Genomic DNA, 24,967 nt, shown 5'->3' on the forward strand with positions numbered 1-24,967 from the left:
GAACGTAAGCGGCGTAGAAAAGTTGCTTCATGGAAGAAAAGGTCAGGGCGGCGCTCGCCAGGCACCGGCTGTTTAGGGGTGGAGAGAGGCTGGTGGTGGCCGTGTCCGGGGGACCGGACTCGGTGGCCTTGCTCCACCTTTTTTGCCGTCTCCGGGAGGAGTGGGGCTGGCGGCTGCACGTGGGTCACCTCAATCACGGCCTGCGGCCGGAGGCAGAGGAGGAGGCCCGGTTCGTGTGGAGTCTGGCCCGCGATTGGGGCCTGGGGATCAGCCTGGGCCGGGAAGAGGTCCGGGCCCGGGTGCAACCGGGCGATTCGGTCGAGGACGTGGCCCGCCGGGTAAGGCGGGAGTTCCTGCTCCGGGTGGCCCGGGCCGTGGGTGCGGAAAAGGTGCTCCTGGGCCACCACGCCGAGGATCAGGCGGAGACCGTGTTGCTGCATCTCCTGCGTGGCGGCGGTGTTACCGGTTTGGCCGGAATGGCCTGGCAGCAGGGGGCTTTCGTCCGGCCGCTGCTGGAGGTAACGCGGGCGGAAATCGACGGCTACTGCTTGCGGCACCGTCTCCCTTTCGTTCGGGACCCTTCCAATCTCGATCCTTCCTTTTGGCGGAACCGCATCCGCCGGGAGCTTCTCCCCCTGCTCCGCAACCGGTTCAATCCGCGGATAGTCGAGGCTCTGGGCCAGACGGCACAGGTACTGGCCGAGGAAGATCGTTTTCTGGAGGCCGAACTGGATCGCATCTGGCCGGATCTGTCTCCGGAGGTGGAGCCCGGGCGGGTGGCACTGGGGCGGCCGGCGCTGGCAGCGCTTCCCCAAGCCCTGCAGCGGCGGGCGGTGCGGCGTGCCTTTTTCCTCCTGGTGGGCCGGGAAAACAACTTTCTCACCTACCGCCAGGTGGAGGAGGTGCTTGCCGTCCTGCTGCCTTGTGCGGGCAAGCAGCTTTCCCTACCCCAAGGAGTCACCGCCCAGAGCGAGGGAGAGCGCCTGGTGCTGAGCCGGGAGCGGCCCTCGCCTCTACGGGAGGACCCCCCTTGGCCGCCCTGCCGGCGGCTGCCGGTACCGGGAAGGGTGCAGATGGGAACGTGGGAGATAGGGGCGGAAATACCGGAGAGGGGGAAAGAGGGCGGGACCGGCGGGGGCCGGTGGCAGGTAGAATGCGATTTCGAGCGCCTTCCCCGGCCGCTGTTCGTGCGTTACTGGCAGCCGGGCGACTACTTCTGGCCCCTCGGCCTGGGCGGGAGGAAGAAGCTTCAGGATTTCTTCGTGGACGCCAAGGTTCCCCGGCCCGAGCGCCACCGGATACCCCTGGTGGTCTGCCCGGAGGGAATCGTATGGGTGGTGGGTTTGCGGCCGGACGAACGCTGGAAGGTAGGACCGGCTACCGTCAAGGTGCTGCGCCTGTATGCCCGGCAGGTGGAGGAGGCGGAACGGTAGGCGGTGTATTCCCATCTTGCTTCGGGTGGTACCGGGTGCTCCCCTGAGTACATTGGCACCTCGCCGGATATCGAGCTTGGCGAGGGCGAGCGCGAAGGCGGGCCGGAGGCCACGGACGGCCGAAGCGGCGGGGCGCCATGGACGGCGCCTCCGCCGGGTGCCCGCCGGAGGGCGAAGCCGGAGCCCTAGGTCGGTCGGCGAGGTGACAGTACGAACGGGGAGCACCCGGTGCCACCCAAGGAGGCAAACGGCGTATAACTCAGGGAGCGGCAGTTTTTGAAAACGGGCTCGAATTGTGCTATAATAATCTCCCAATGGGGAGCGAGAAGCGCCATAAGGCGAGAGGAGGATATGTTTGAACCGCGTCTTTAAGAACGTCGCCATCTACCTGCTGCTGGTACTAATGGCGGTATCGGCAATGCGGATGATGGGCACTCCGGTAGTGCCTGCGGTTCAGGAACTGAGCGTCAGCGACTTCTACCAGGCGGTGACTCAGGGCCGGATCCGCGAGGTTACCATTACCGCCCAGGAAGGGATTTATCACCTGGAAGGCGCCATGACCGACGGCAAACCCTTTACGGTCAACGTTCCCCGAGAAGAGGGTTTCGTCCGCGATCTGGTGGACCACAACGTGCAGGTAACTTCCGCGAAGGCGGGAGGCACGCCGTGGTGGAGCAGTCTTCTGGGTACCCTCCTGCCGGTGCTGCTCCTGGTGGGTCTGTTCGTATTCATGCTGCAGCAGACGCAGGGAGGCGGTAGCCGGGTGATGCAGTTCGGCCGCAGCCGGGCTCGCCTTCTGAGCGAGGATAAGCGCCGCGTAACCTTTGCCGACGTGGCCGGGGTAGACGAGGCCAAGGAAGAGCTGGAGGAGGTAGTGGAATTCCTGCGCAGTCCCCGCAAGTACGCCGAACTGGGGGCCCGGATTCCCAAAGGAGTGCTGCTCTTCGGCCCGCCGGGCACGGGCAAGACCCTGCTGGCCAAGGCGGTGGCCGGGGAAGCGGGGGTGCCCTTTTTCAGCATTAGCGGTTCGGACTTCGTGGAAATGTTCGTGGGCGTAGGCGCGGCCCGGGTGCGAGACCTCTTCGAACAGGCCAAGCGCAACGCCCCCTGCATCGTATTCATCGACGAGATCGACGCCGTGGGCCGCCACCGGGGCGCAGGACTGGGCGGGGGTCACGACGAGCGGGAGCAGACGCTCAACCAGCTCCTGGTGGAGATGGACGGTTTCAATCCCAACGAAGGCATCATTATCATGGCCGCAACCAACCGGCCGGACATTCTGGACCCGGCCCTGTTGCGTCCCGGTCGTTTTGACCGGCAGATAGTGGTAGACGTTCCGGACGTTCACGGCCGGGAGGAGATCCTGAAGGTACACGCCCGGGGCAAGCCCCTGGAGAGCAACGTGGACCTCAACGTGCTGGCCCGGCGTACGCCCGGGTTTACCGGCGCGGACCTGGCCAACCTCTTTAACGAGGCGGCGCTGTTGGCCGCGCGCCGGGGTCACAAGCGCGTAGGGATGGAGGAGCTGGAAGACGCCATCGAACGGGTCATAGCCGGACCGGAGAAGAAATCGCGGGTGATCAGCGAGTTCGAAAAGAAGCTGGTGGCCTACCACGAGGCCGGGCATGCCCTATTGGGCCACTACCTGCCCCACACCGATCCCCTGCACAAGGTATCGATAATTCCGCGGGGCCGGGCGGGAGGCTACACCCTGCTCCTGCCCAAAGAGGACCGGCGTTACATGACCAAGTCCCAGATCCTGGATCAGGTAACCATGCTCCTGGGCGGACGGGTGGCCGAGGCTCTGGTGCTGAAAGAGATCAGCACCGGCGCCCAGAACGACCTGGAGCGGGCCACCGAGCTGGTTCGCAAGCTCATTACCGAATTCGGCATGTCCGAGGAGTTGGGCCCCCTGACCTTCGGCCACCGGAACGATCAGGTATTCCTGGGCAAAGACATCGCCCGGGACCGCAATTACAGCGAGGCCGTGGCTTTCTCCATCGACCGCGAGGCCCGGCGCATTATGGACGAGTGTTATAACCGGGCCAAGCAGATTCTGGAGGAACACATGGATAAGCTCCACCTGGTGGCCCAGACCCTGATGGAGAAGGAGACTCTGGAGGCGGAGGAATTCGAGGCCCTAATCGAGACCAGTTCCCTCCCCGAGAAGGCGGAGAAGGCGGAGAAGGCGGAGCCGGCGGAGCGCACCAAGGAAACCGCGGCCTTCTGTCCGGCGCCGGTGGCCCTGGAATCGCGGGAGACGCCCAAGCGCTTCCTCAAGCTCTGGTTCAGCTACGAACCCGGCTTCGACTACGCATAATCCCGAACACGGAGGGAAGAAAGGTGGAGAGGACGCTGGTAATGGTCAAGCCCGACGGCGTGCAGCGCGGCCTGGTCGGGGAGATAATCTCGCGCCTGGAACGTCGCGGTTACCGGCTGGTGGGCATCAAGATGCTCCGGCTCAGCCGGGAGATGGCGGAAGAGCACTATGCCGAGCACCGGGGCAAGTCCTTCTTCGAAGGCCTGGTGCGCTACATCGGTTCCGGTCCGGTGGTGGCCATGGTCTGGGAAGGCAGGGGCGTGGTAGCCGGGGTGCGGCAGCTCATGGGGAGCACCGATCCGGCCAAGGCCGCGGCCGGGACCATGCGGGGCGATCTGGCGGTTGACGTGGGCCGCAACGTGGTGCACGGCTCGGACTCGGTGGCCAGCGCGGAAAGGGAGATCGCCATTTACTTCCGGCCGGAGGAACTGGTGGAGTACCGTCGCGCCGGCGAGGAGTGGCTGTACGAGTGAGCCCGGCGATGACCACGCGCGAGGCTTACGGGCTGGCCCTGGCCGAGCTGGGGGCGGAAAACCCGGATGTAGTGGTGCTGGACGCCGACCTCTCCAAATCTACGCGTACGGAGATTTTTGCCGCTCGGTTTCCCGAGCGCTTTTTTAATGTGGGCATTGCCGAGCAGAACCTCATGGGCACGGCCGCCGGCCTGGCCCTGGCGGGCAAGATCCCCTTTGCCAGCACCTTTGCCGTATTCGCCACGGGAAGGGCTTTCGAGCAGGTCCGCAACTCCATCTGCCACGCCCGCCTCAACGTAAAGATAGTGGCCAGCCACGCCGGCATCACCGTCGGAGAAGACGGCGCCTCCCACCAGGCCGTAGAAGACATCGCCCTCATGCGCGCCCTGCCGCACATGACGGTGATCGTGCCCGCGGACGCGGTTCAGACCGCCCAGGCGGTGCGGGCGGTGGCCGCCTACCAGGGGCCGGTGTACCTGCGCCTGGGGCGGATGGCGGTTCCCCAGGTATACGAAGAAGGCTACCGCTTTCGGTGGGGCCAGGCGGACGTGCTGCGAGAAGGCGGACAGGCCACCGTGGTCGCCTGCGGGCTGATGGTGGCCGCCGCCCTGGAGGCGGCCGAGACCCTGGCCCGAGAAGGCATTGAAGTCACCGTGCTCAACATGGCCACGATCAAGCCCCTGGACGTCCCTACCCTGGTAGAGGCGGCCCTCCGCACCGGCGCGGTGGTAACCGCCGAGGAGCACAGCATAATCGGCGGCCTGGGCAGCGCGGTGGCCGAGGCTCTGGCGGAGCACTGCCCGGCTCCGTTGCTCCGGGTGGGGCTGCCCGACGTCTTCGGGGAGTCCGGCCGTCCCGAGGAACTGCTGGAGAAGTACGGTCTATCCGCCCGACACCTGGTAGAGGCGGTGCGCCGGGTGTTGGCGCGCAAGGCGGGCCGGTGAGCAAAACCCGGACCCGGGACCAAACGGTGTGCTTTTTGGTACCCCGGCAGCCCTGGTTTCACCGAGAACCTAAAGTCTCGCCGGGCACCGAACTTGGCGAGAGCAAGGGTGGAGGCGGGCCGGAGGCCATGGACGGCCGAAGCGGCGGGGCGCCACGGACGGCGCCTCCGCCGGGAGCCCGCCGGAGCCCGAAGCTCGAGCCCTAGTTCGGTCGACGAAGCGACCGGTACGAGGGGGAACCAGGGCTGCCGGGGAACAGGTCGGGATCGCCGGGAAGCGGAACGAGTGGACGTGCCCGCCGGGGCGCGACCCGGGAGATCTCGGGGCGCCGGCGGGTTGTCAGGCGGACCCTGCGCGATCGCCGGAAGGCGGCGGCAGGGTCCGCCTTTCTTGTCGGGCAGGGAAAAGGATTCTGGAGCCGGGTGTCGAAAACAGACCTAAACCGGGGAGGAACACGGGAGGAATGGCGCCTTGATCCAGCTTTACAACGTTTCCAAGATCTATCCGGGCGGAATCCAGGCGTTACTGGACGTCACCGTGCACATAGACAAGGGCGAGTTCGTGTTTCTGATGGGACCCAGCGGTGCGGGCAAGTCCACCCTGCTGCGTCTGCTGCTGCGGGAGGAGACGCCCACGCGGGGCCAGGTACTGGTGGGAGGACGCAGCCTGGCCCGGCTCAAGCCGCGCGAGGTGCCGCTTCTGCGGCGGAGTATAGGCATGGTCTTTCAAGACTTCCGCCTGCTGGAGGAGCGCACGGTGTACGAGAACGTGGCCTTCGCCCTGGAAGTACTGGAGTATCCCCGGGAGGAGGTCAGGCGCCGGGTGCCGGCCCTGCTGGAAATGGTGGGCCTGGCCGAGCGAGGCCGGGCCTTTCCCCGCCAGCTTTCCGGCGGCGAGCAGCAGCGCGTGGCCATCGCCCGGGCCATCGCCAACAACCCGCCCATAGTCCTGGCGGACGAGCCTACGGGCAATCTGGATGCCAAGACGGCGTGGGAAGTGATGGGCCTGCTGGACAAGATAAATAAGCGGGGAGCCACGGTAGTGGTGGCCACCCACAATCGGGAGATTGCGGGCGCCATGCAGCGCCGGGTCATAACCCTGGAGCGCGGTCGGGTGGTCCGGGACGAGCCGAGGGGAGCGGTACGCCTTGAGGCTTAGCACCCTGGGCTACTATCTCCGTCAGGCCGGTTTGGGGCTGCGCCGGAGCGGCTGGCTCACCGTGGCGGCCGTCGCCACCGTGAGTATTTCCCTCTTCCTGCTGGGGCTTTTCGTGCTCCTGGTCCTGAATCTTAACCTGATCGTCAGTTCACTGGAATCGGAAGTGGAGGCGGCGGTGTTCATCCGCCCGGATGCGCCGAGGGAGGTGCTGCCGGAACTGGAGGCGGCCCTGCGACGGCTGCCGGGCGTGAAGGAAGTCATACTGGTCCCCAAGGAGGAGGGCTTGCGGCGCCTGGCCGAGCAGTTCGGGCCGCAGCACGACCTGATTAAGGCCTTAGGCGGCAATAATCCCCTGCCCGACTACTTCCGGGTTCGCACCACCCGGCCGGAGGACGTGCCCACGGTGGCGCGGGCGGCGGAGAAGCTGCGCCACGTAGAAGAGGTACGCTACGGTCAGGGCCTGGTAGAGCGCCTGTTCCAGCTGACCGGCTGGGTGCGGGTGCTGGGCACCTCGGTAATCGTGCTGCTGGGTGCGGCGGCGGTGGGCCTGATAGCCATAGCCATTCGCATGAACGTGTTCGCCCGGAGGCGGGAGATCAGCATCATGAAGTACGTGGGCGCAACCGACTGGTTCATCCGCTGGCCCTTCTTTCTGGAGGGAATGTTCCTGGGGATTATCGGGGCGGGGATCGCCGGCTTGAGCCTGCACGCCGCCTACTCGGTGCTCATCGCCCGGCTGAAGGTAAGTCTCGCCTTCCTGCCCTTGCTCACCAACCCGGGCCAGGTGTGGGAACTGGTGGCCGCCCTGGTTCTGGGGGGCTTGGTCCTGGGCTCTCTGGGCAGCCTGATTTCCATTCGGCGTTTTCTTCAGGTGTAAAGGCTCATAAGCGCGGCGCAAGGGGCATAAGTACCATAAGGTGGCAAGGGTATTCCTAAAGTACGGGATGGTGAGGCGGCTCTGGAGAAGTGGCGGCGAGCGGGTAAGATCGTTTTGGCCATCGTCCTGGCCTGGTGCGTGTTGGTGGCGGCGGGCCTGACTTTTTTTGTCTTTGCCCACTACGGGGAAGTAACCCAGTTGCTGCGGGTGGTTTCCCTGATACAGACCCAGGCCCTGGAGCCGGCCGATACCGGTCGGCTGCTCCAGGGGGCCACCCGGGGGCTGGTGGAAGCTCTGGACGACCCTTACTCGGTCTACCTGGACCGGGAGCAGTACCGCAGCCTGACCCAGCAGATAACCGGTAGTTACGGCGGGGTGGGCCTGGTGATCGGGGTGGACGAGGAGGGCCGAATCAAGGTAATTACTCCCTTCAAGGGTACGCCCGCCCACCGGGCCGGCATTCAGAGCGGGGACCTGATAGTGCGGATAGAGGATCGCGATGCCCGCACCCTTAACCTGGAGGAAGCGGCCCGCCTCTTACAGGGTGAGCCCGGCACGCCGGTCTCCCTGGCCGTCCAGCGGCCGGGCGACGGCATACGAGAGTTCAGGATAGTCCGGGAAAGAATCGTCATCCCCACCGTGGAAGCGCGGGTGCTGGACGGGCACCCCGGCATCGCCTACCTCAACATCACTACCTTCAGCGAGCAGACACCGCAGGCTCTGGCCGCCGCCTTGAAGGAGATAGGTACCGAAAACCTGCGGGGGATCGTACTGGACCTGCGCAACAACCCCGGGGGAGAACTCACGGCGGCGGTAGAAGTAGCGGGGTACTTCGTTCCCGCCGGGCCGGTGGTGTACACCGTGAGCCGCCAGAAGTCCACCCCCTACCCTGCCTCCGGCCGCAAGCTGGACCTGCCGCTGGTGGTGCTGGTCAACGGCGGTACGGCCAGCGCGGCGGAGATCGTGGCCGGGGCGGTGAAGGATACCGGAGCCGGCCTTCTGGTGGGAGAGAAGACCTTCGGTAAGGGACGGGTGCAGAAGGTGTTCCGGTTGGACGGGGGGGCGGGCCTGAAGCTCACTACCGAAAAGTATCTTACCCCCGCCCGGCGGGATATCGACGGGAAGGGCATCGAGCCCGACCTGGTGGTAACCATGACGGCGGAGGAAACCGCCCAGGCCCTTCTTGCCGCGCCGGATCCGGCGCGCGACCGGCAGCTGCTGAAGGCGGTGCAAATCCTCGAGGGTGCCAAATCCTAGGGGAAGGAGCGCCTCCCTTGTCCTGGCTCAGTTTGGTGTCCCTGGTGCTGCTGACCTTGCTCCGTGCCCTGGCCAACCCCTTCTTCTGGCTGGTGATGCTGCTGGTAGCCGCCCAGCATTTCCGGCTGGCGCGCACCAAGAGCCGTCTCCTGGGGGTGCCGACCGAGCCTTTCTGGCTGCCGACCCTGTATTCCGCCCTCTTGGGAATAGTGGGGGGACTGGTAGGCAGCGTTCTGCTGGTGCTGCTGGGTGTCTCCCTCAGCAATACCGGGCTGGCCTATCTGTGGCCGCTGGCCATTCTCCTGATGCTGATCAGCCCCCACCTCCTGTGCTTCTCTTACGCCGGGGGCCTGCTGGCCCTGAGTTCCCTGCTCTTTGGCTTTCCGCGCCTGGAAGTGGCGCAGCTGGTGGCCCTGGTGGGGGCCCTCCACCTGGTAGAAAGCCTGCTTATCCTGCTGAGCGGGCACCTTGGAGGCATGCCCGTGTACCTGCGCCTCCCTCGGGGCGAGGTGGTAGGCGCTTTTAACCTCCAACGTTTTTGGCCCATTCCCCTGGTGGCAGGAGCCCTTTTGGAACTGCCCGAACTGGTGCCCTACGGCGTGGCCATGCCCGATTGGTGGCCCCTCATCCGGCCCGAGGGCATAGCCTCTCCGGACCAGGCGGTGTACGTGCTGCTGCCGGTGGTGGCCGCCCTGGGGTACGGGGATATAGCGGTGTCCTCGCTGCCCCGGGGCAAGAGCCGGCGTTCCGCACTGATACTGTGCGGTTACAGTCTCGCGGTCCTGGTCCTGGCCGTGGCTGCCTCCCGTTCGCCGTTCTGGGCCTTCCCGGCCGCCGTGTTCACCCCCCTCGGACACGAGCTTACCATAGTCCTCGGCCGGCGGGCGGAGATGCTCGGCCGGCCAAGGTTCGCGCCCCGGCCCGGCGGAGTAATGGTGCTGGACACGGTGTGGGGTTCCCAGGCCCGGCGCTGGGGGCTGGAGGCGGGCAGCGTGCTGAGGGGCGTTAACGGCCGGCCGGTAAGCTCGCGTGCGGACCTGGCCGCGGCCCTGGCGGTCTCCGGCCCGTATCTGGAACTGGAGTACACGGACGCCCGGGGCAAATGGCAGCGGTTGCACGTGCGCGGCGACGCCAGGCGGCCGCTGGGCATAATTCCGGTTCCGGAGCCGGGGGATCCTCCCCTGGTGGAGTGGGGGACGGGTTCACTATTGCGGCGGTTGTTCAGGAAGTAAACATGGGAAAGGAGGTAGCAGGTCCGGGTAGACGTGCACTGATCGCCTTTGTCCGGTGGTATATTTCTTGCATTAGTTTCGGGCGGTATTCTTCTCACAAAAGGAGGGAAGGGTATTGAATATCGTAGTACTACTCAAGCAGACCTTCGACACCGAAGCCAAAATCGAACTAACCGCCGACGGAAAGATCAGCAGCGCGGGAGTAAACCTCATCATAAACCCCTACGACGAATTCGCGGTGGAAGAAGCCCTCAAGCTTAAGGAGAAGTTCGGAGGGGAAGTAGTGGTAGTCAGCGTGGGCGGTGCCCAGGCCCAAGACGCCATCCGCCAGGCGCTGGCCATGGGCGCGGACCGCGGGGTGCTGGTGCAGGACCCCGCCCTGGAAGGCGCCGACCATGCCGGGGTGGCCCAGGCCCTGGCCAAGGCGGTTTCCACCCTCTCCTACGACCTCATCCTGACCGGCTGGGTGGCCATAGACGACAATGCCGCCCAGGTTCCCGGCCGGGTGGCGGAAATCCTTAACCTTCCCCAGGTCAACCTGGCGGTCAAGGTAGAGGTGGACGGCAACCGGGCCACGGTGCACCGCGAGGGAGAGGGGGCTACCGAGATCCTGGAGGTTCCCCTGCCCGCCCTCATCACCGCTCAGAAAGGGCTCAACGAGCCGCGCTATCCTTCCATGAAAGGCATCATGCAGGCCAAAAAGAAGCCCATCCAGCAGCTCAGCCTGGCCGATCTGGGTCTTTCCGCCGACGCCGTGGGAGCCGCGGCGGCCAAGGTCACCGTTACTTCTTACTCCCTGCCGCCCAAGCGGGCGGGCGGCCGGCTGCTGGAGGGAGAGCCGCAGGATCAGGCTCGGGAACTGGTGCGCCTGCTGCGCGAAGAAGCGAAGGTTATCTAAAAGGGGGTAGGGGAGCTTGGCAACGGCAGTATTAGTCTTCGCAGAGCACAAGGAAGGACAGTGGCGGAAAGTCACCGCCGAGCTGCTCACCCGGGGCCGGGCGTTCGCCGACCAGCTGGGCGGCGAACTGGGGGCCGTGCTTCTGGGCCAGGGCGTGGCCGGCATGGCCGGGAGCCTGGGTCAGTACGGCGTGGACAAGGTCTACCTGGCGGACGACGAGCGCCTGGCCAACTATACCACCGACGCCTATACCTCGGTGGTGGCCGACCTGATAAAGTCCCTGCAGCCGCAGCTGGTACTCTTCGGTCATACCGCCCTGGCCAAGGACCTGGCTCCCAGGGTGGCCCAGCGGCTGGGCGCCGGCCTGGTAACCGACTGCACCGGGCTGGAACTGGCCGGCGGCAAGGTGCGTTTCGTGCGCCCCATTTACGCCGGCAAGGCCATTACCCAGGGTGAGGTTTCGGGTCCTCCGGCCATGGTTACGGTACGGCCGAACGTGCTGGGCGTGGCCGAAGTGGGTGCCCGCACTCCGGAAGTGGTGAGCCAGCCGGTACAGCTCGATCCGGGCAGCCTGCGGCAGCTGGTCAAGGACATCGTCAAGAAGGCCACCGGGCGGGTCGAGCTGACCGAGGCCGACATTATAGTCTCGGGCGGCCGGGGCATGAAGGGTCCGGAAAACTTCAAGATCCTGGAGGAACTGGCCGACGTGCTGGGCGCCGCGGTGGGAGCTTCCCGCGCCGCAGTGGACGCTGGCTGGCGGGATCACGATGACCAGGTGGGCCAGACGGGCAAGACGGTTTCTCCCACCCTGTATATCGCCTGCGGGATCTCCGGTGCCATCCAGCACCTGGCGGGAATGCAGTCCTCCAAGTATATCGTGGCCATCAACAAGGACCCGGAGGCGCCGATCTTCCAGGTGGCCAACTACGGCATCGTCGGCGACCTCTTCACGATCGTGCCCCTGCTGACCGAGGAGTTCAAGAAGGCCTTACAGTAAACCTCACCCCTCTCATGCCTCTAGATCCTGGGGCCGTTTTCAATACGGCCCCCCCTTTTTCTAAGGGTGCGGTGTCGAACAGGCGGGGCTATCGGCAGCAGCAGGCGGTTTCGGCACTGGCACCGCCTTCCCGCCCCGCATACGGCGCTGCGGGGGCCAGAGGCCGCCGGCCGAGGTCGGACCGGTCTGGGCAGGGGTTGAAGCCGAGGCATTTTGTGGATATATTTAGGGCTGGTACGGCATCAAATTTTGGAAGGAGTCAACCTGATGAAAGCCAGCGCATCCGAGCGCCGGGCGGAGATCACCCTTCGGCTCTCGGAATTCGAGTTCCCGCCCATGCAGGACGTGCTTCTGGTGGGCAAACGGGCGCCCATCGGGCCGGAGGCGGCCAGACGCATGGTAGACGCCCTCTCGCCCGAGCAGTACGAGGTTCTGCCCCTGGATCACGCCGTGCTCGAGGCGGCGGTTATCCGCAAGAATCTGTTGCGCATGGTGCCGGCGGAGAAGCTCCTGCCCTTCCTGCTGGAAGAAGGGGGGAAGATCGCCCACGAAAGCGCCATAGTCAAGGCCCAGGTGACCGTAACCGTCGAGGCCACTAGGACGGTGGAGCTATGAGCGCCTCGGTAGCCGATATCATGTGCCGGGAAGTCATTACCGTAGGCCCCCTGGAGAGCGTGGCCCGGGCGGAGGGCCTGATGCGCGCCCACCGGATCGGCGGGCTTCCGGTGCTGGAAGACGGCCGGTTGGTCGGCATCATCACCTCCCGGGACGTCCGCGCTTCCCACCCCAACCGCCTGGTGACGGATGCCATGACCCGCAATCCCGTCGTCGTTTCCCCCCAACTCTCCCTTTGGGAAGCCAAGGAAGTGCTGGAAAAGAACCGGATCGAAAGGCTCCCCGTGGTCGAGGGCGGCCGGCTGGTGGGCATCGTCACCAAGGCTGCCCTTTACGCGGAGCTGGGCAAGTATTGGGACGCCCTCACCGGCCTGAGCAAGAGCGAGTACCTCCTGGAAAGGGCCAGGTGCTTCTTGCTTCAGGGACGGGAGATAGCGGTCCTGTTTTTCGACCTGGACGATTTCGGCCGGGTGAACAAGCTGTACGGCCACGCCGTGGGGGATGAGGTCATCCGCCAGACCGGCGGGCTCCTGCAGGCTCTGATGCCCCCGGAGGCCGGCCTCTGCCGTTACGGCGGGGACGAGTTCGCCGCTGTGCTCGGCGCTACGCTGGATCAGGCTCGGGAGCTGGGCCTGCGGGCGGTGGCCCGGGTGGAGGAAGCCGAGTGGCCGCTGGGAATAAGGATCAGCTTGTCCGTGGGCATTGTCGGCGGAAGGCGCGCCGCGGCACGGCCGGACGGAAACTGGCGCTTCGGGGTAAAAGAGCTGCTCAATCTGGCCAGCCTGGCCTGCACCCGGGCCAAGCGCCAAAAGAGCCGGATAGCGGTGGCCGACACTCTTCAGCTCGTCAGGGGCTGAACCTAACCCGGCCGCCGGAGAAGGGCGACCGAGGCACCCGAAATCAGGCGCTGGTAGTGCTCGGCCAGGCGCTGCGCCGTGCGTTCGGCGGAGAATTCTTCTACCGTGACCTGCGTCTGCCGGGCCATGGCCGCGCGCCGGGATTCGTCGCTTACTAGCTCTGCCACTCGGGCGGTAAATTCTTCTAGGTTGAGGGCGGTAAGGTAGCCGTCCACCCCCGAGTTCACCATGTCTCTTACCCCGGCGGCGTCCACCGCCACCACCGGCAAACCGGCGGCCTTGGCCTCGGCCAGGACCACCCCCTGGGTTTCGGTGACGGAAGCAAAGACGAATAGATCGGCGCCGGCGTAGCAGTGCACCACCTCTTCCGGCGGAAGGGTGCCGGTGAAAACGGTCTCCTCCGCCACTCCCAGCTCCGCCGCCAGCCGCTTGGTTTCCTCCTCGGCGTTGCCACCTCCCACCAGCACCAGCCGCAAGGGCGGAAGGCCGGCCAGGCGCCGCAGACGGGCGAAGCTTTTCAGCAGGAAGGGCAGGTTTTTCTCCCTGCCCAGGCGACCCACGTAGAGCAGGATCTTGGCCTCCGGCGGCAGGGTGTAGCGTTGCCGCAGTCGATTGCGGTCGCCCCGGCGGAAGCGTTCCAACTCGATCCCGGTAGGCACTACCGCCAACGGCGCGGTTACTCCTTGGCGGCGCAGCAGGTCGGCAATCTGGGTAGTGGGGGTGATCACCAGGTCGCAGCGGTTGCAGAAGCGGCGGGTATACTGACGCACCACTCGCCGGGATAGTTCGGGGAAGAAAGGCACGTAGTGAACGTACTGATCGTAAAGGGTATGATAGGTAAAGACCAGGGGAAGACCGTGCCGCCGGGCGGCGTCCGCTCCCAGGGAGCCCAGAAGAAAAGGCGAGTGCACGTGAATTAGGTCTAGTTTCAGCCGGCGCACCGTGTTTCCCAGGCTCAGGGATAGGGGCAGGGCCAGGCGGAAGTCGCGCTGGGTGACTGCGGGCACACTGGCGAACCGGAACACTCCTTCTTCCGGCGGCGCGTTGGGGTAGCGGGGGGCGAAGATATACACCCGGTGACCCAGGCGACGCAGGTGGGCGGTGAAGGTTTCGATGGAGCGAACCACGCCGCTGGTATAAGGCCGGTAGCTGTCGGTGAAAAAGCCAATGGCCAGGCTCACCCCGGTTCCCCCTCTTTCCCCTGCCGATTCTCAAGGTCGGTTCGCACGCGCTCCTTGAGTTTGCCCGGCCGGCGCTCCTGGCTCACTGGCGGGTCACCGTCTCGCCTGGGGCGGTTACGGGTGCTCCCCGTTCGTACTGTCACCCCGCCGGCCAAGCTAGCGCTCGGTCTTCGCCCTCCGGCGGGCTTCCGGCGCAGGCGCCGTCCGTAGCGCCGCGCCGCTACGGCCATCCATGGCCTACGGCCCGCCTCTGAGCTTGCCCTCGCCAAGCTCGGCACCCGGCGAGGTTCCAATGTACTCCGGGGAGACCCGTAACCGCCCGCCGACCCAAAACCGGGAAAACTTAGGAGCGTCGGCCCGGTCTCCCACCCGCCGAAGCCCTGCTAGCGTCGCCGGCCACCGGCGGCCCTGCGGGCCTGACCCCCGCTTTTTCTTTGCGCCCGGCCGGCTTCCTCGGCCTGATGCCGCAGCTCGATGATGGCATCGCGCAGCTCTGCGGCGCGCTCAAACTCTAAGTTCTTTGCCGCCTGGCGCATCTCCTGCTCCAATTTCTTGATTAGGGCCAGCAACTCCTGCCGGCCCTTAGCCTCCCGGGCCTCGGTAAGATAGTGCACCCGGGGCTCGGCCACCTTGGAGATCTCCAACAGGTCCCGGATGCCCTTCTGCACCGTTTGGGGGGTAATGCCGTGCCGGCGGTTGTATTCCATTTGCAGCCGGCGCCGGCGTTCGGTCTCCTCTATGGCCCGGCGCATGGACTCGGTAACCGTGTCCGCGTACATGATCACCGTGCCCTCGGCGTTGCGGGCGGCGCGGCCCATGGTCTGGATCAGAGAGCGCTCGGAGCGGAGGTAGCCTTCTTTGTCCGCATCCAGTATGGCCACCAGGCCTACCTCGGGCAGGTCCAGCCCCTCCCGCAAGAGGTTGATGCCCACCAGCACGTCGAATTCTCCCAGCCGCAGGTCCCGGATAATCACCATGCGCTCCAGGGCGTTGATCTCCGAGTGCAGGTAGCGCACGCGGATGCCGGCCTCCTGCAGGTACTCGGTCAGGTCCTCGGCCATGCGCTTGGTCAGGGTGGTGACCAGCACCCGCTGCTTCTTGGCCACCCGCTTGCGGATTTCGCCTATGAGGTCGTCTATCTGGCCCCGGACCGGCCGCACGTGGATCTCCGGGTCCACCAGGCCGGTGGGCCGCACGATCTGCTCCACGATCTGCCGGCTGTGGGCGAGCTCATAAGGGCCCGGGGTGGCGGAAACGAAGACTACCTGGTTGATGCGGGCCTCGAACTCTGCGAACTTTAGAGGCCGGTTATCTAAGGCCGAGGGCAGGCGAAAGCCGTAGTCCACCAGGGTTTTCTTGCGGGAGTAGTCGCCCTCGTACATGCCGCCGATTTGGGGCACGGTGATGTGGGACTCGTCGATGAACAGCAGCATGTCCTCGGGGAAGTAGTCCAGCAGGGTGTAGGGCGGCTCCCCCGGCAGCCGGCCGGTGAGGTGGCGGGAGTAGTTCTCGATGCCCTTGCAGAAGCCTATCTCCCGCATCATTTCCAGGTCGTAGCGGGTGCGCTGCTCCAGCCTCTGGGCCTCAAGCAGCTTGCCCTGGGCACGAAGCTCGGCCAGACGCTCCTCCAGTTCCTCTTCTATGGCCGCCAGAGCCCGCTCCATCTTGTCCTGAGGAGTGACGTAGTGGCTGGCCGGGAAAACCACCGCGTGTCGAAGCGCGCACAGCACCTCGCCGGTGAGGGGGTCGAACTCCAGGATGCGCTCCACTTCGTCGTCGAAGAACTCGATCCGCAGGGCCCGCTCGCTAAAGGAAGCCGGGTAAATCTCCAGCACGTCCCCCCGCACCCGGAAGGTGCCCCGTTTGAAGTCATAATCGTTGCGGTGGTACTGGATGTCCACCAGCCGCCTTAGGACCGCGTCCCGGTCGTAGCTTTGGCCCTCCCGCAGCGAGAGCATCAGGTCGCGGTAGTCCTCCGGCGAACCCAGGCCGTAGATGCAGGACACGCTGGCCACGATGATCACGTCGCGGCGCTCGAAAAGCGCTGCCGTGGCCGAATGCCGCAGCTTGTCTATCTCCTCGTTGATGGAGGAGTCTTTCTCGATGTAGGTGTCGGTCTGGGGGATGTAGGCTTCGGGCTGGTAGTAATCGTAGTAGCTCACGAAGTACTCCACCGCGCTGTCGGGGAAGAACTCCTTGAACTCGCCGCAGAGCTGGGCGGCCAGGGTCTTGTTGGGCGCGATTACCAGGGTGGGCCGCCGCATCTCGGCGATGACGTGGGCCATGGTAAAGGTCTTGCCCGAGCCGGTGACGCCCAGAAGGGTCTGCATGCGGTAACCCTTTCTTAACCCCTCCACCAGTTGGGCAATGGCCTTGGGCTGGTCCCCCCGGGGCGCCAGATCGGTTTTCAGCACAAACCGACCCATGGCGTCACCTCCAAAGCTATTCTAGCCTCTCCGGCCTGGAAGGGCAACCCGTCCGCCTAGCTTGCCCCCTTGGAAACGAACAACACGCTCGGAAGCCCCTCAAAGTGAGAGTCGCTAGTTATGACCTGGGCTTGGTGAGCCTGGGCGGTGGCGTACACCACCGCGTCGGCCAGAGGCAGTTTCCACCGGATCGAGGTTTCGGTGGCGGCCAGGCTTAGCCGAAAGTCTAAGGGAACGATCCTGGTCTGATGCATTGCTTCTATCTGAGCCCGTGCTTCTGCTAGTTCTGCTGCCTCTTCGGGACTGATCTCTTCAAGCGGCCAGACCATGGATTCCAGGATGATCCACAGAGCCTGCACCTGCTCATCGGCTAGCCGATCAATAAGGGCTTTGACGTGTTCGCGCGGAACTTCCCCTAGTCTCACCCCAGGGCATTATAGCACGCCCTCACCCCGCCTACCACCGTCACGGGGCAGACGAACCCTTGGCTCCTTCCCGCCGTCATCAAGTCAACAGGCAGGGCCGGCTGGCTCAGCGCTCCTGCGTGGTCTCCCTACCGATTTCCTCCTGAAGGAACATGCTCAAAAGGCGCCCCTCCTCGCTTTGTCGGGACCGGGGCCGAACCACCTGGTAGGCCAGCAAGGGGAGATCTACGGGTGGGCGCAACTCTACCAGGTGGCCATGGCGGATGTCCTCTTCCACGGCGATACGGTGGGTCACCGCCGCCACTTTGGAGGTCTTCGCCGTGGCCTTCACCGCCTCCGGGTGGCTGGCCTCCAGGAGCACCTTGGGCCTTACCCCCAGGCCGTCAAAATAGGCGTCGATTACCCGGCGAACGAAGGTGTTCTCGATGGGGAGCACCAGGGGAAGCTGCTCCCAGTGGGGGGACAGGAAGGGATCGGAATCGGCCAGGGCCGGGTTGGCCACCACGGTGAGCGCCTGGGTGAACACGAAGTCCTGGATCACGTCCGGAACCGCCACCTGGGTAGGGAACACGGCGACGTCGTACCGGTGCTGGCGGAACGCGGTCATCATAGTGGCGGCGTCGGTTTCCACTATCACCCGGACGGATAGGCTGGGAAAGCGGGCCTGAAACTCGCCCAAAAGCTTGGGCAGGAGGTAGATGCCTATGGTGGTATTGCTGGCTACGGTAATGGTGCGGCCGCCCGCCTCGCCCACGGCGTTCAGGTAGCGGAGATCGGTAGTGAGCTGCTCCAGGCTGTTCAGCACTTTGGTGGCTACCTGGTACACCAGTTTTCCGGCGCCAGTCAGCTCTACTCCTTTGGTGCCGCGGTGGCGCGCGAACAGCGGATGGCCTAGCTCTTCTTCAAGAGCCTTAATCTGGGCGCTTATGGCGGGCCGCGAGATGTGCAGGTTATCGGCGGCGCGGCCAAAACTCGCAGTGCGCACAATTTCGCAGAATACGGCCAGCTGGTGCAGGGTCATGTCGGCTACCTCTACAAAGGTAACTTTTTGGTTACCGATCCCATTATAACAAATTGCAATAGACGCTTCAATATTCCTGAATTAACATCCTGTTTAAACAAGGAACTGCCATAGCGGGGCATGAGGCGGCGGACGGTCTACTCTACGGCCCAGTGCCCGGGACGGCTGCCACTTTGCTCTACCCTGCCCAGACCGGGAATGCCCGGCTTAAGAAAGAGGTGGTAGACGGTGACGCTTCACCAATTCCTGGTCTTTCTCACCGTGGTGGACGAAGGTAGTTTCTCGAATGCCGCCCGTAGGCTGAACATATCCCAGGCTGCTGTGAGCGCCCAAATCAAGGCCCTGGAGAAGGAATTGGGGCAGGTTCTGCTGGCAAGGAGGGCGGGGGTAGGTAAACCCAAGTTGACTCCGGCGGGAAGGCTGACCTACAAGGCGGCGGCCACAGTGGTCAGGGTAGTCGGTGGTCTGGCAACTCAGCTCAAGGGACTGGAGACCGGAATAACGAAGGAACTGCCGGGAGAGCGGATTGCAGTGGCGGCCGATCCCTTGGTGGGGCTGTATCTCCTTCCTCGGCTGGGCGCGGAGTTCCGCCGTTGTCATCCGGGCGTAGAGGTGCGGGTGCTGACCGATACCGACCTGGAGGCCGTCTGGGGAGTCTTGCGCCGGGGAGGATGCGACCTGGGCGTGGTTCCCGCGGACCTTTCTACCCCTGGCTGTGCCGTGGAAGGCAGCCTTAGCCTAGAGCTTGTGGCCGTGGCCAACCCGCGGTTGGTGGGCTCCGAAGGGGTCCTTGATTGGTCGCGCCTGCCCATGGTGTTGCCGTCCCGGGGAACCGCGCTGCGACAGATACTGGACGCCTACTTGGCTTCGCTGGGCATAGAGCCCCGCCTGGTGGCCGAGGTAAGTCACCCCGAAGACGCACGCAAGGCGGTGAAAGGCCGCGCCGCGGCCACGGTAACGCATGCTGTAGTAGTGGAGGAGGAACTGGCGCTAGGGGGCCTGGTTAAAGTGGAGCCTCCCGCTCCTCTTCCTGCGTACGAATACAAAGTGGTACGCCCCCGCACCCGTTTTCGAGTGCCCGTCCAGGAGTTCTGCCGGTTTCTCCGTGAGCGTTTAGGGGGCCGGTCCCTGGGGAAGGGCCCCGATACGGAAGGCTGACGGCAGCGCAAAAGGTAAGCAATCGGTTACTACTTCGTTAGAGCAAGCTGTAATAGACGCCTTAATATTCTTGCATTACAATTTATCCTGCCACGAGCGGCGGCCGGCGCTTGACCACGAGGGACCGCGGATATTAACCAGAGCCGAAGCAGGGAGGAAGCATATGGAAGTAAGGGTAAGGCAAAAGCGCATCGACGAAGATGAATTCTTGAAGATGCGGGAAAGTGTGCTCTCCTTGTGGCCTACCGGCAAGGAAGTGGACCTGGACGAGGCGGTGGAGTACCAGAAGTCCCTTCCGGACAGCAAGCGGTTTCACAAGGTGCTGGAGCGGCTGCGGGCGCAAGGAAAGACGGTGGTTTTCCCCCGGGCGGGCACGCCGCTGGTGGAAGACGAAATCGAGCTGGTTCAGGCCCTGGTGGCCTCCGGGGTGCCGCTCATACCTGTGACCACCGACAGCTACACCCGGAACCTGCAGTTTGAGAAAGTGGAGCAGGCCCTGGAAGAGAGCAAGAAGCGGGGCAAGCCCATGCTCAACGGTTACCCCATTATTAACCACGGGGTTAAGACTACACGCAGGGTGGTAGGGGCTTGCGACGGCGCCTTCAATCCCCGCTGCTCCATGAAGGCAAACAGCCTGGTGGCGGAAATCGCCTTCGCCTCGGGCATGACCGCCATGCCCTCTAGCTTTTTCGCCTGGTTCGGCAGCTACGAGAAAAAGGCCACCATCGAGGAGTGTATCCAGACCGCTCAGTACGCCTTCCGCCTCATGGGCTATTACGCCGACCGGGGGGTAATCATCTCTACCGACTGCCACGGCTGGCTACCCAACGGCGTTTTCCCCATAAGCGTGAACGCCGCCTGCCTGATAATCGAGGCCCTGGTGGCGGCGGAGCAGGGGGCAAAAAGCGTTATCCCCCTGGTGGAGTGTCACGGTTACCTGCCCCAGGACCTGGCCTGGATCCGGGCCGTGCCGCGACTGCTTAGAACCTATCTGGACCGGCTCGGGTACACTGAGGTAATGATCCCGGGCACCATCGCCTGCCAGGTGCCCTTGTACGCCGTGCCCCAGGACCTGGGCATGGCCTTCGGCTATCTCACCTACACGGCCCTGGTAGGCGCCCTGGCCAAAGTGGAAGCGGTTTCGGTGCGGACGGTGGACGAGGGGGTGGGCGTGCCCACCAAGGAGGCCCACGAGAGCAGCTACCGGGCGGCCAACTGGATATTCGAGGTGGTGCGGACCCAGAAGCTGGCCGATCTAGACGACGAGGACATCCGGCTGGAAGAAAAGATCACCGAGGCCGAGATCACCGCCATCCTGGACCGGGTGCTGGACCTGGGCGACGGGGACATAGTGGTGGGCGCGATAAAGGCGGTAGAGGCCGGGGTCTTAGACTCGCCCTTCCCGCTGAACGTGCATGCCAGGGACCGGGTGCTGGGCGTGCGAGACCTACGCGGCGCCTGCCGTTACGTGGAGTTCGGCAACCTGCCGATCCCGGAGGAGATCAAGGACTTTCACCGGCAGAAGGTGGCGGAAAGGGAGCGGGCGGAGGGTAGGAAGATGGACTTTTACGTAGCCGTAGAAGACTTCTGGGCCTTCAGCCAGGGAAGGATCCTCGGGGTACCGGCCCGCAAGTAGCCCCGGCGGTAGGGGAGGTGCGCAACGGTGAAAGATCGGCCCACGGTAGTGACCGGCACGGTAGGAGTAGACGCCCACGTAATCGGAACCAAGATCCTCTCCCGCGCTCTTAGGGAGGCCGGGTTCAACGTGGTGGAACTGGGGGCCCAGACTCCGCCGGAGGAGTTCATCAAGGCCGCCCAGGAGACGGACGCCGACGCCATCCTGATGAGTTCCCTGTACGGCATGGCCGAACTCGACCTCCAGGGTTTTAAGGAGAAGTGCATAGAGGCGGGGCTGGAGGATGTGATTCTCTACATCGGCGGCATCCTGGGGATTTCCCGGCACGACTTCAAGGAAGACGAAGAAAAGTTCAAAAAGCTGGGCTTCGACCGGGTTTACCCGCCGGACGTGGACATCCAGGCGGCCATAGAAGACCTGCGCCGGGATCTCAAGGCCAGGGGCAAGCTTTAAAGGGGAGCCCGGTATGGGCGAAGTTCGGGTATTCATCGACTTCGGCAGCACCTTCACCAAGGTAGTGGTCTTTGACCTGAGCAAAGAAGAGCTGCTGGCGCGGGTTCAGGTTCCCTCTACCGTGGACCGGGACATCACCATCGGGCTGGAGGAGGCCTGGAGACTGGTCCGCGCCGAGGTGGGCCTGGGCGAAGAAGAGCTAAGGCAGGCCGTGGCCTGCAGCAGCGCCGCCGGAGGCCTGCGGGTGGCCTGCGTGGGTCTGGTCCCGGAATACACCACCGAGGCCGCCCGCCTGGCCGCCCTGGGCGCCGGAGCGAAGATCGTGGGCGTGTACTCCTACGAGCTTTCGGAGGCGGAAGCGGCGGAGGTGGAGGAGCTGGTTCCGGACATCGTCCTCCTGACCGGGGGCACGGACGGCGGCAACCGGAAGGTCATCCTGCACAACGCCCGCCTCCTGGCCCGGACAGGCGACCGGATAAAGAATATCGTGGTGGCGGGCAACAAGGCGGCCCACGACGAGGTCAGGCAGATCCTCGGCGGGGCGGGAAAAAACGTCATTCTCACCCGCAACGTGATGCCGGAATTCGGCCGGCTGGAGGTAGAGCCCTGTAACCGCACCATCCGGGAACTCTTCTTAAGCCGCATTACCGAGGCCAAGGGTATAGCCCGGGTGCGAAGCCTGATCCGGGGCGTGGTCATGCCCACCCCGGCGGCGGTGCTGGAGGCGGCCCGGCTTCTGGCGGAGGGCGCGGGCGACTGCCCCGGCCTGGGGGAACTGCTGGTAGTGGATGTGGGCGGCGCCACCACCGACGTCTACTCTGTGGCCAGGGGGCTGCCCACCAACCCGGCGGTGGTTACCGTGGGTCTGGCCGAGCCCTACGTCAAGCGCACCGTAGAAGGCGACCTCGGAATGGTGCATAATCTCGAAACCTTAAGGGAAATCGTGGGCGCGGGGGAAGAGCCGGAGGGCTTTGCCGAGGCTCTCGGCGATCTGGCGGCCCGGAGCGGCATTCCCCGGACGGAGAGAGAGGTAGAGACTCAGATAATGCTGGCCCGCGCCGCGGTAAAGACGGCGGTGGACCGCCACGCTGGCCGGCTGGAGGCGCGGGTTTCGCCTCAGGGCGAGTTTCTGCTGCAGCGGGGCAAGGACCTAACCGGGGTGGGCTGGGTGGTGGGCACCGGCGGTCCGGTGGCCTTCTCGGCGGCACCCCGGCGGGTGCTGGAAGGGGCGCTCTTCCGGCCGGAGGAGCCCATGCTGCTCAAGCCCAAGGCCCCCCGGTTCTTGGTGGACCACCACTATATAATGTTCGCCCTGGGGTTGCTGGCTCAGGCCGAACCGCTCAAGGCGGCGCGGCTGATGCGAAAGTACCTGGTGCCGATATAGCGCGTTTCGGCGGTGGGAATACCTGGTACGCCAAAGGGGGCGCGAGAATGGGCTTCTACGTAGGAGTGGACGTAGGCGGGACCTTCACCGACGGCGTGGCCCTGGATGATGCCGGAAGGCTCTACCACGCCAAGTCTCCTACCACCCGGGAGGACCCAGTGGCGGGCATGCTCAACACTCTGGCGGTACTGGCCGCCGAGTGCGGCCTGAGCCGCGAGGAGTTTCTAGCCTCAACCGTTCGGCTCAGCCTGGGCACCACCATCGGCACCAACCTCATCGTGGAGCGCAAGGGCGCCCGCACCGGGCTCCTGGCTACCGCCGGTCATGGCGACGCCATCCTTATGATGCGGGGCTCGGGCCGCACGGTGGGGCTGGAGCCGGAAATGTACTTTCACCCCCAGACCACGGACAAGCCGGAGCCGCTGGTACCGCGTAACCTCATCCGGGAGATCAACGAGCGCATCGACTACGCCGGCCGGGTAATAGTGCCTCTGAACCCGGAGGAAGTAGAGGCGGCGGTGCGGAGCCTGGTCGAAGAGGGCGGAGTAACCGCCATCGCCATCGCTTTCCTATGGTCCTTCAAGAACCCGGTACACGAGCGGCAGGCGGCGGAAATCGTCCGCCGCGTAGCCCCGCAGGTGTACGTGTCCTGCTCGCACGAGGTGGCACCGCGGCTGGGCGAGTACGAGCGCACGGTGGCCACGGTCATCAATTCCTACATTGACCCGCCCTCGGCCGCCTACCTGGCCGGCGCTGCCGAGCGCCTGAAACAAGCCGGCCTGAAATCCCCGCCGCTGGTGATGCAGGTTTCGGGCGGGGTGGTGCCGGCAGAGGCGGCGGCCTCGGTTCCCCTTACCTCCTTGGGATCGGGTCCGGTGGGCGGCCTAATGGGGGCGGCGGCCCTGGCGCGGCGGCTGGGCCACGACTACGTGGTGGCCACCGACATGGGCGGCACCTCCTTCGACGTGGGCCTGATCGTCCAGGGCGAGCCGCTGGGCACCGAGGACAACGTAATCAACCGGTACCGCTACCGCTTGGCCCAGTTGCAGGTGACCTCTATTGCCTGCGGGGGCGGAAGCATAGCCCGGGTGGACCCTTACAGCCGTTCCCTGCGCGTGGGGCCGGAGAGTGCGGGCTCCAACCCCGGGCCGGTCTGCTACGGCCGGGGCGGGAGCGAGCCCACGGTCACCGACGCCGACCTGGTGGTGGGCCTGCTCTCGGCGGAGAGCTTCCTGGGAGGGCGCATGCCCTTGGACAAGGATGCCGCCGTGCGGGCCCTGGCCGCCCTGGGCCGGCAGGTGGGACTGGAGCCGGAAGAAGCTGCCGCCGGCATCCTGCGGATAAACAACACCAAGGCGGCGGAGCTGATCCGGCAGCGGACCGTGGTTCGCGGTTACGATCCCCGCGACTTTGTAGTCTACGCCTATGGGGGTGCAGGTCCGCTGCACGCCTTCGCCTTCGCGCCGGAACTGGGGGTTAAGGAGGTAGTGATCCCCCTGGGCAACGGCGCCTCTACCCTTTCCGCCTACGGGTGCGCCACCTCGGACCTGGTGCGGGTGCTGGAGGCCGAGGAGCTGTTCTCCCATCCCTTTGACCTAGACGGGCTGAACCGGGTCTTGAGCCGCCTGGAGGCCGAGGCCCTGGCGGCCATGGCCCAAATAGGCCAGGACCCCGGGGGGGTGGAACTGGAGCGCTTCGGCCTGATGCGCTACCGGGGCCAGTGGCTGCACCACTTACTGATACACCTGCCCGGGGGATACCTGGGGCCCGACGAGGCGGACAAAGTGGTGGAAGACTTTCGCACCACCTACGACCGCCTTTACGGAAAGGGCGCGGGCCTGGTTTCCCAGGGTATAGAAATGTTTACCGTCCGGGTGCGGGCCCGGGCGCGACTGGGCCGTCCGCTGCTGGCGGGTCGGGAGGAGACGGAGGCCGGAATACCGGAGCAGGCCCGGCGGGAATCGCGGCCGGTGCTTTGGCCGGAGAGCCTGACCTGGTTGGAAACCCAGGTGTATGACGGCAGGCTTCTCCAACCCGGTAACGAGGTGCCCGGACCGGCGGTAGTGGAACTCCCCCATACTTCGGTTCCGGTAGCGGCCGGTCAGAAGCTGATATGCGACTCGCTGGGCAATTTGGTGTTGCGGTTGGAGGCAGATACTATCGGCGAAGACTTCGGTATCCGCAACGAGAAGGCTGCCGGATTGGCGGGGGAGGCATAGGGT

The 24,967-nt window shown here is 65.1% G+C and carries 21 protein-coding genes; 17 read left to right on the top strand and 4 right to left on the bottom strand.

Annotated elements, in window-relative coordinates; genetic code table 11:
• The first annotated feature begins 29 nt into the window (after nt 1-29).
• From tilS to NUV99_03000, 12 genes are all read left to right on the top strand, one after another.
• The gene (gene tilS, locus NUV99_02945; protein ID MCR4419088.1) at nt 30-1,433 is read left to right on the top strand and encodes a tRNA lysidine(34) synthetase TilS; all 1,404 of its coding nucleotides are present in this window, start codon (nt 30-32) and stop codon (nt 1,431-1,433) included.
• A gap of 355 nt (nt 1,434-1,788) precedes the next feature.
• Nucleotides 1,789-3,753, top strand: coding sequence for an ATP-dependent zinc metalloprotease FtsH (gene ftsH, locus NUV99_02950; GenBank protein MCR4419089.1), 1,965 nt, complete (start codon nt 1,789-1,791; stop codon nt 3,751-3,753).
• Nucleotides 3,754-3,776: 23 nt separating this feature from the next.
• Complete coding sequence (ndk, locus tag NUV99_02955; GenBank protein ID MCR4419090.1) at nt 3,777-4,226, top strand: nucleoside-diphosphate kinase; 450 nt, start codon at nt 3,777-3,779, stop codon at nt 4,224-4,226.
• Between the two features lie 8 nt (nt 4,227-4,234).
• Nucleotides 4,235-5,170, top strand: coding sequence for a transketolase family protein (locus tag NUV99_02960; GenBank protein MCR4419091.1), 936 nt, complete (start codon nt 4,235-4,237; stop codon nt 5,168-5,170).
• Between the two features lie 471 nt (nt 5,171-5,641).
• Nucleotides 5,642-6,328: a cell division ATP-binding protein FtsE gene (ftsE, locus tag NUV99_02965; protein ID MCR4419092.1), complete on the top strand. Its 687-nt coding sequence runs from the start codon at nt 5,642-5,644 to the stop codon at nt 6,326-6,328.
• Nucleotides 6,318-7,205 (top strand): permease-like cell division protein FtsX, encoded by an 888-nt coding sequence (gene ftsX / locus NUV99_02970; protein ID MCR4419093.1) that lies wholly within the window; start codon nt 6,318-6,320, stop codon nt 7,203-7,205. Before ftsE ends, ftsX begins: the two co-directional genes overlap by 11 nt.
• Nucleotides 7,206-7,319: 114 nt before the next feature.
• Nucleotides 7,320-8,462, top strand: coding sequence for a S41 family peptidase (locus tag NUV99_02975; protein MCR4419094.1), 1,143 nt, complete (start codon nt 7,320-7,322; stop codon nt 8,460-8,462).
• 17 nt (nt 8,463-8,479) lie between these two features.
• On the top strand, nt 8,480-9,694 hold the full coding sequence (locus tag NUV99_02980) for a PDZ domain-containing protein (protein ID MCR4419095.1): 1,215 nt from the start codon (nt 8,480-8,482) through the stop codon (nt 9,692-9,694).
• 115 nt (nt 9,695-9,809) lie between these two features.
• On the top strand, nt 9,810-10,592 hold the full coding sequence (locus NUV99_02985; protein MCR4419096.1) for an electron transfer flavoprotein subunit beta/FixA family protein: 783 nt from the start codon (nt 9,810-9,812) through the stop codon (nt 10,590-10,592).
• Nucleotides 10,593-10,608: 16 nt separating this feature from the next.
• Complete coding sequence (locus NUV99_02990; GenBank protein ID MCR4419097.1) at nt 10,609-11,589, top strand: electron transfer flavoprotein subunit alpha/FixB family protein; 981 nt, start codon at nt 10,609-10,611, stop codon at nt 11,587-11,589.
• 267 nt (nt 11,590-11,856) lie between these two features.
• Nucleotides 11,857-12,204, top strand: coding sequence for a hypothetical protein (locus NUV99_02995; protein MCR4419098.1), 348 nt, complete (start codon nt 11,857-11,859; stop codon nt 12,202-12,204).
• Nucleotides 12,201-13,061, top strand: a complete 861-nt coding sequence (locus tag NUV99_03000; GenBank protein MCR4419099.1) for a CBS domain-containing protein — start codon at nt 12,201-12,203, stop codon at nt 13,059-13,061. The genes NUV99_02995 and NUV99_03000 overlap by 4 nt, the downstream gene beginning before the upstream one ends.
• 2 nt (nt 13,062-13,063) lie before the next feature.
• Here the strand turns inward: NUV99_03000 and NUV99_03005 are convergent, their stop codons facing one another.
• From NUV99_03005 to NUV99_03020, 4 genes are all read right to left on the bottom strand, one after another.
• Entirely contained in the window at nt 13,064-14,242 is a 1,179-nt protein-coding gene (locus NUV99_03005) for a glycosyltransferase family 4 protein (GenBank protein MCR4419100.1), read from the bottom strand.
• Nucleotides 14,243-14,625: 383 nt separating this feature from the next.
• A complete protein-coding gene (uvrB, locus tag NUV99_03010; protein MCR4419101.1) occupies nt 14,626-16,668 on the bottom strand; it encodes an excinuclease ABC subunit UvrB in 2,043 nt (680 codons plus the stop codon).
• A 56-nt stretch (nt 16,669-16,724) separates the two neighbouring features.
• Entirely contained in the window at nt 16,725-17,093 is a 369-nt protein-coding gene (locus tag NUV99_03015; GenBank protein MCR4419102.1) for a PIN domain-containing protein, read from the bottom strand.
• Nucleotides 17,094-17,199: 106 nt separating this feature from the next.
• Nucleotides 17,200-18,114 carry a LysR family transcriptional regulator gene (locus NUV99_03020; protein ID MCR4419103.1) on the bottom strand — a complete coding sequence of 305 codons (915 nt, stop codon included), beginning with the start codon at nt 18,112-18,114 and terminating at the stop codon, nt 17,200-17,202.
• A 228-nt stretch (nt 18,115-18,342) separates the two neighbouring features.
• Here NUV99_03020 and NUV99_03025 point away from each other — a divergent pair, with 228 nt between their 5' ends.
• The 5 genes from NUV99_03025 (at nt 18,343) to NUV99_03045 (ending at nt 24,964) form a co-directional block, all read left to right on the top strand.
• A complete protein-coding gene (locus tag NUV99_03025) occupies nt 18,343-19,272 on the top strand; it encodes a LysR family transcriptional regulator (protein ID MCR4419104.1) in 930 nt (309 codons plus the stop codon).
• Nucleotides 19,273-19,435: 163 nt separating this feature from the next.
• Nucleotides 19,436-20,908, top strand: coding sequence for a hypothetical protein (locus NUV99_03030; GenBank protein ID MCR4419105.1), 1,473 nt, complete (start codon nt 19,436-19,438; stop codon nt 20,906-20,908).
• 27 nt (nt 20,909-20,935) lie between these two features.
• Nucleotides 20,936-21,361: a methylaspartate mutase subunit S gene (glmS, locus tag NUV99_03035; GenBank protein ID MCR4419106.1), complete on the top strand. Its 426-nt coding sequence runs from the start codon at nt 20,936-20,938 to the stop codon at nt 21,359-21,361.
• Between the two features lie 13 nt (nt 21,362-21,374).
• Nucleotides 21,375-22,745 (top strand): methylaspartate mutase accessory protein GlmL, encoded by a 1,371-nt coding sequence (gene glmL / locus NUV99_03040; protein ID MCR4419107.1) that lies wholly within the window; start codon nt 21,375-21,377, stop codon nt 22,743-22,745.
• Nucleotides 22,746-22,792: 47 nt separating this feature from the next.
• Nucleotides 22,793-24,964, top strand: a complete 2,172-nt coding sequence (locus NUV99_03045) for a hydantoinase/oxoprolinase family protein (GenBank protein ID MCR4419108.1) — start codon at nt 22,793-22,795, stop codon at nt 24,962-24,964.
• Nucleotides 24,965-24,967 lie beyond the last annotated feature (3 nt).

The organism is Clostridia bacterium, from assembly GCA_024653205.1.
GTDB lineage: Bacteria > Bacillota > DSM-521 > Neomoorellales > SLTJ01 > JANLFO01.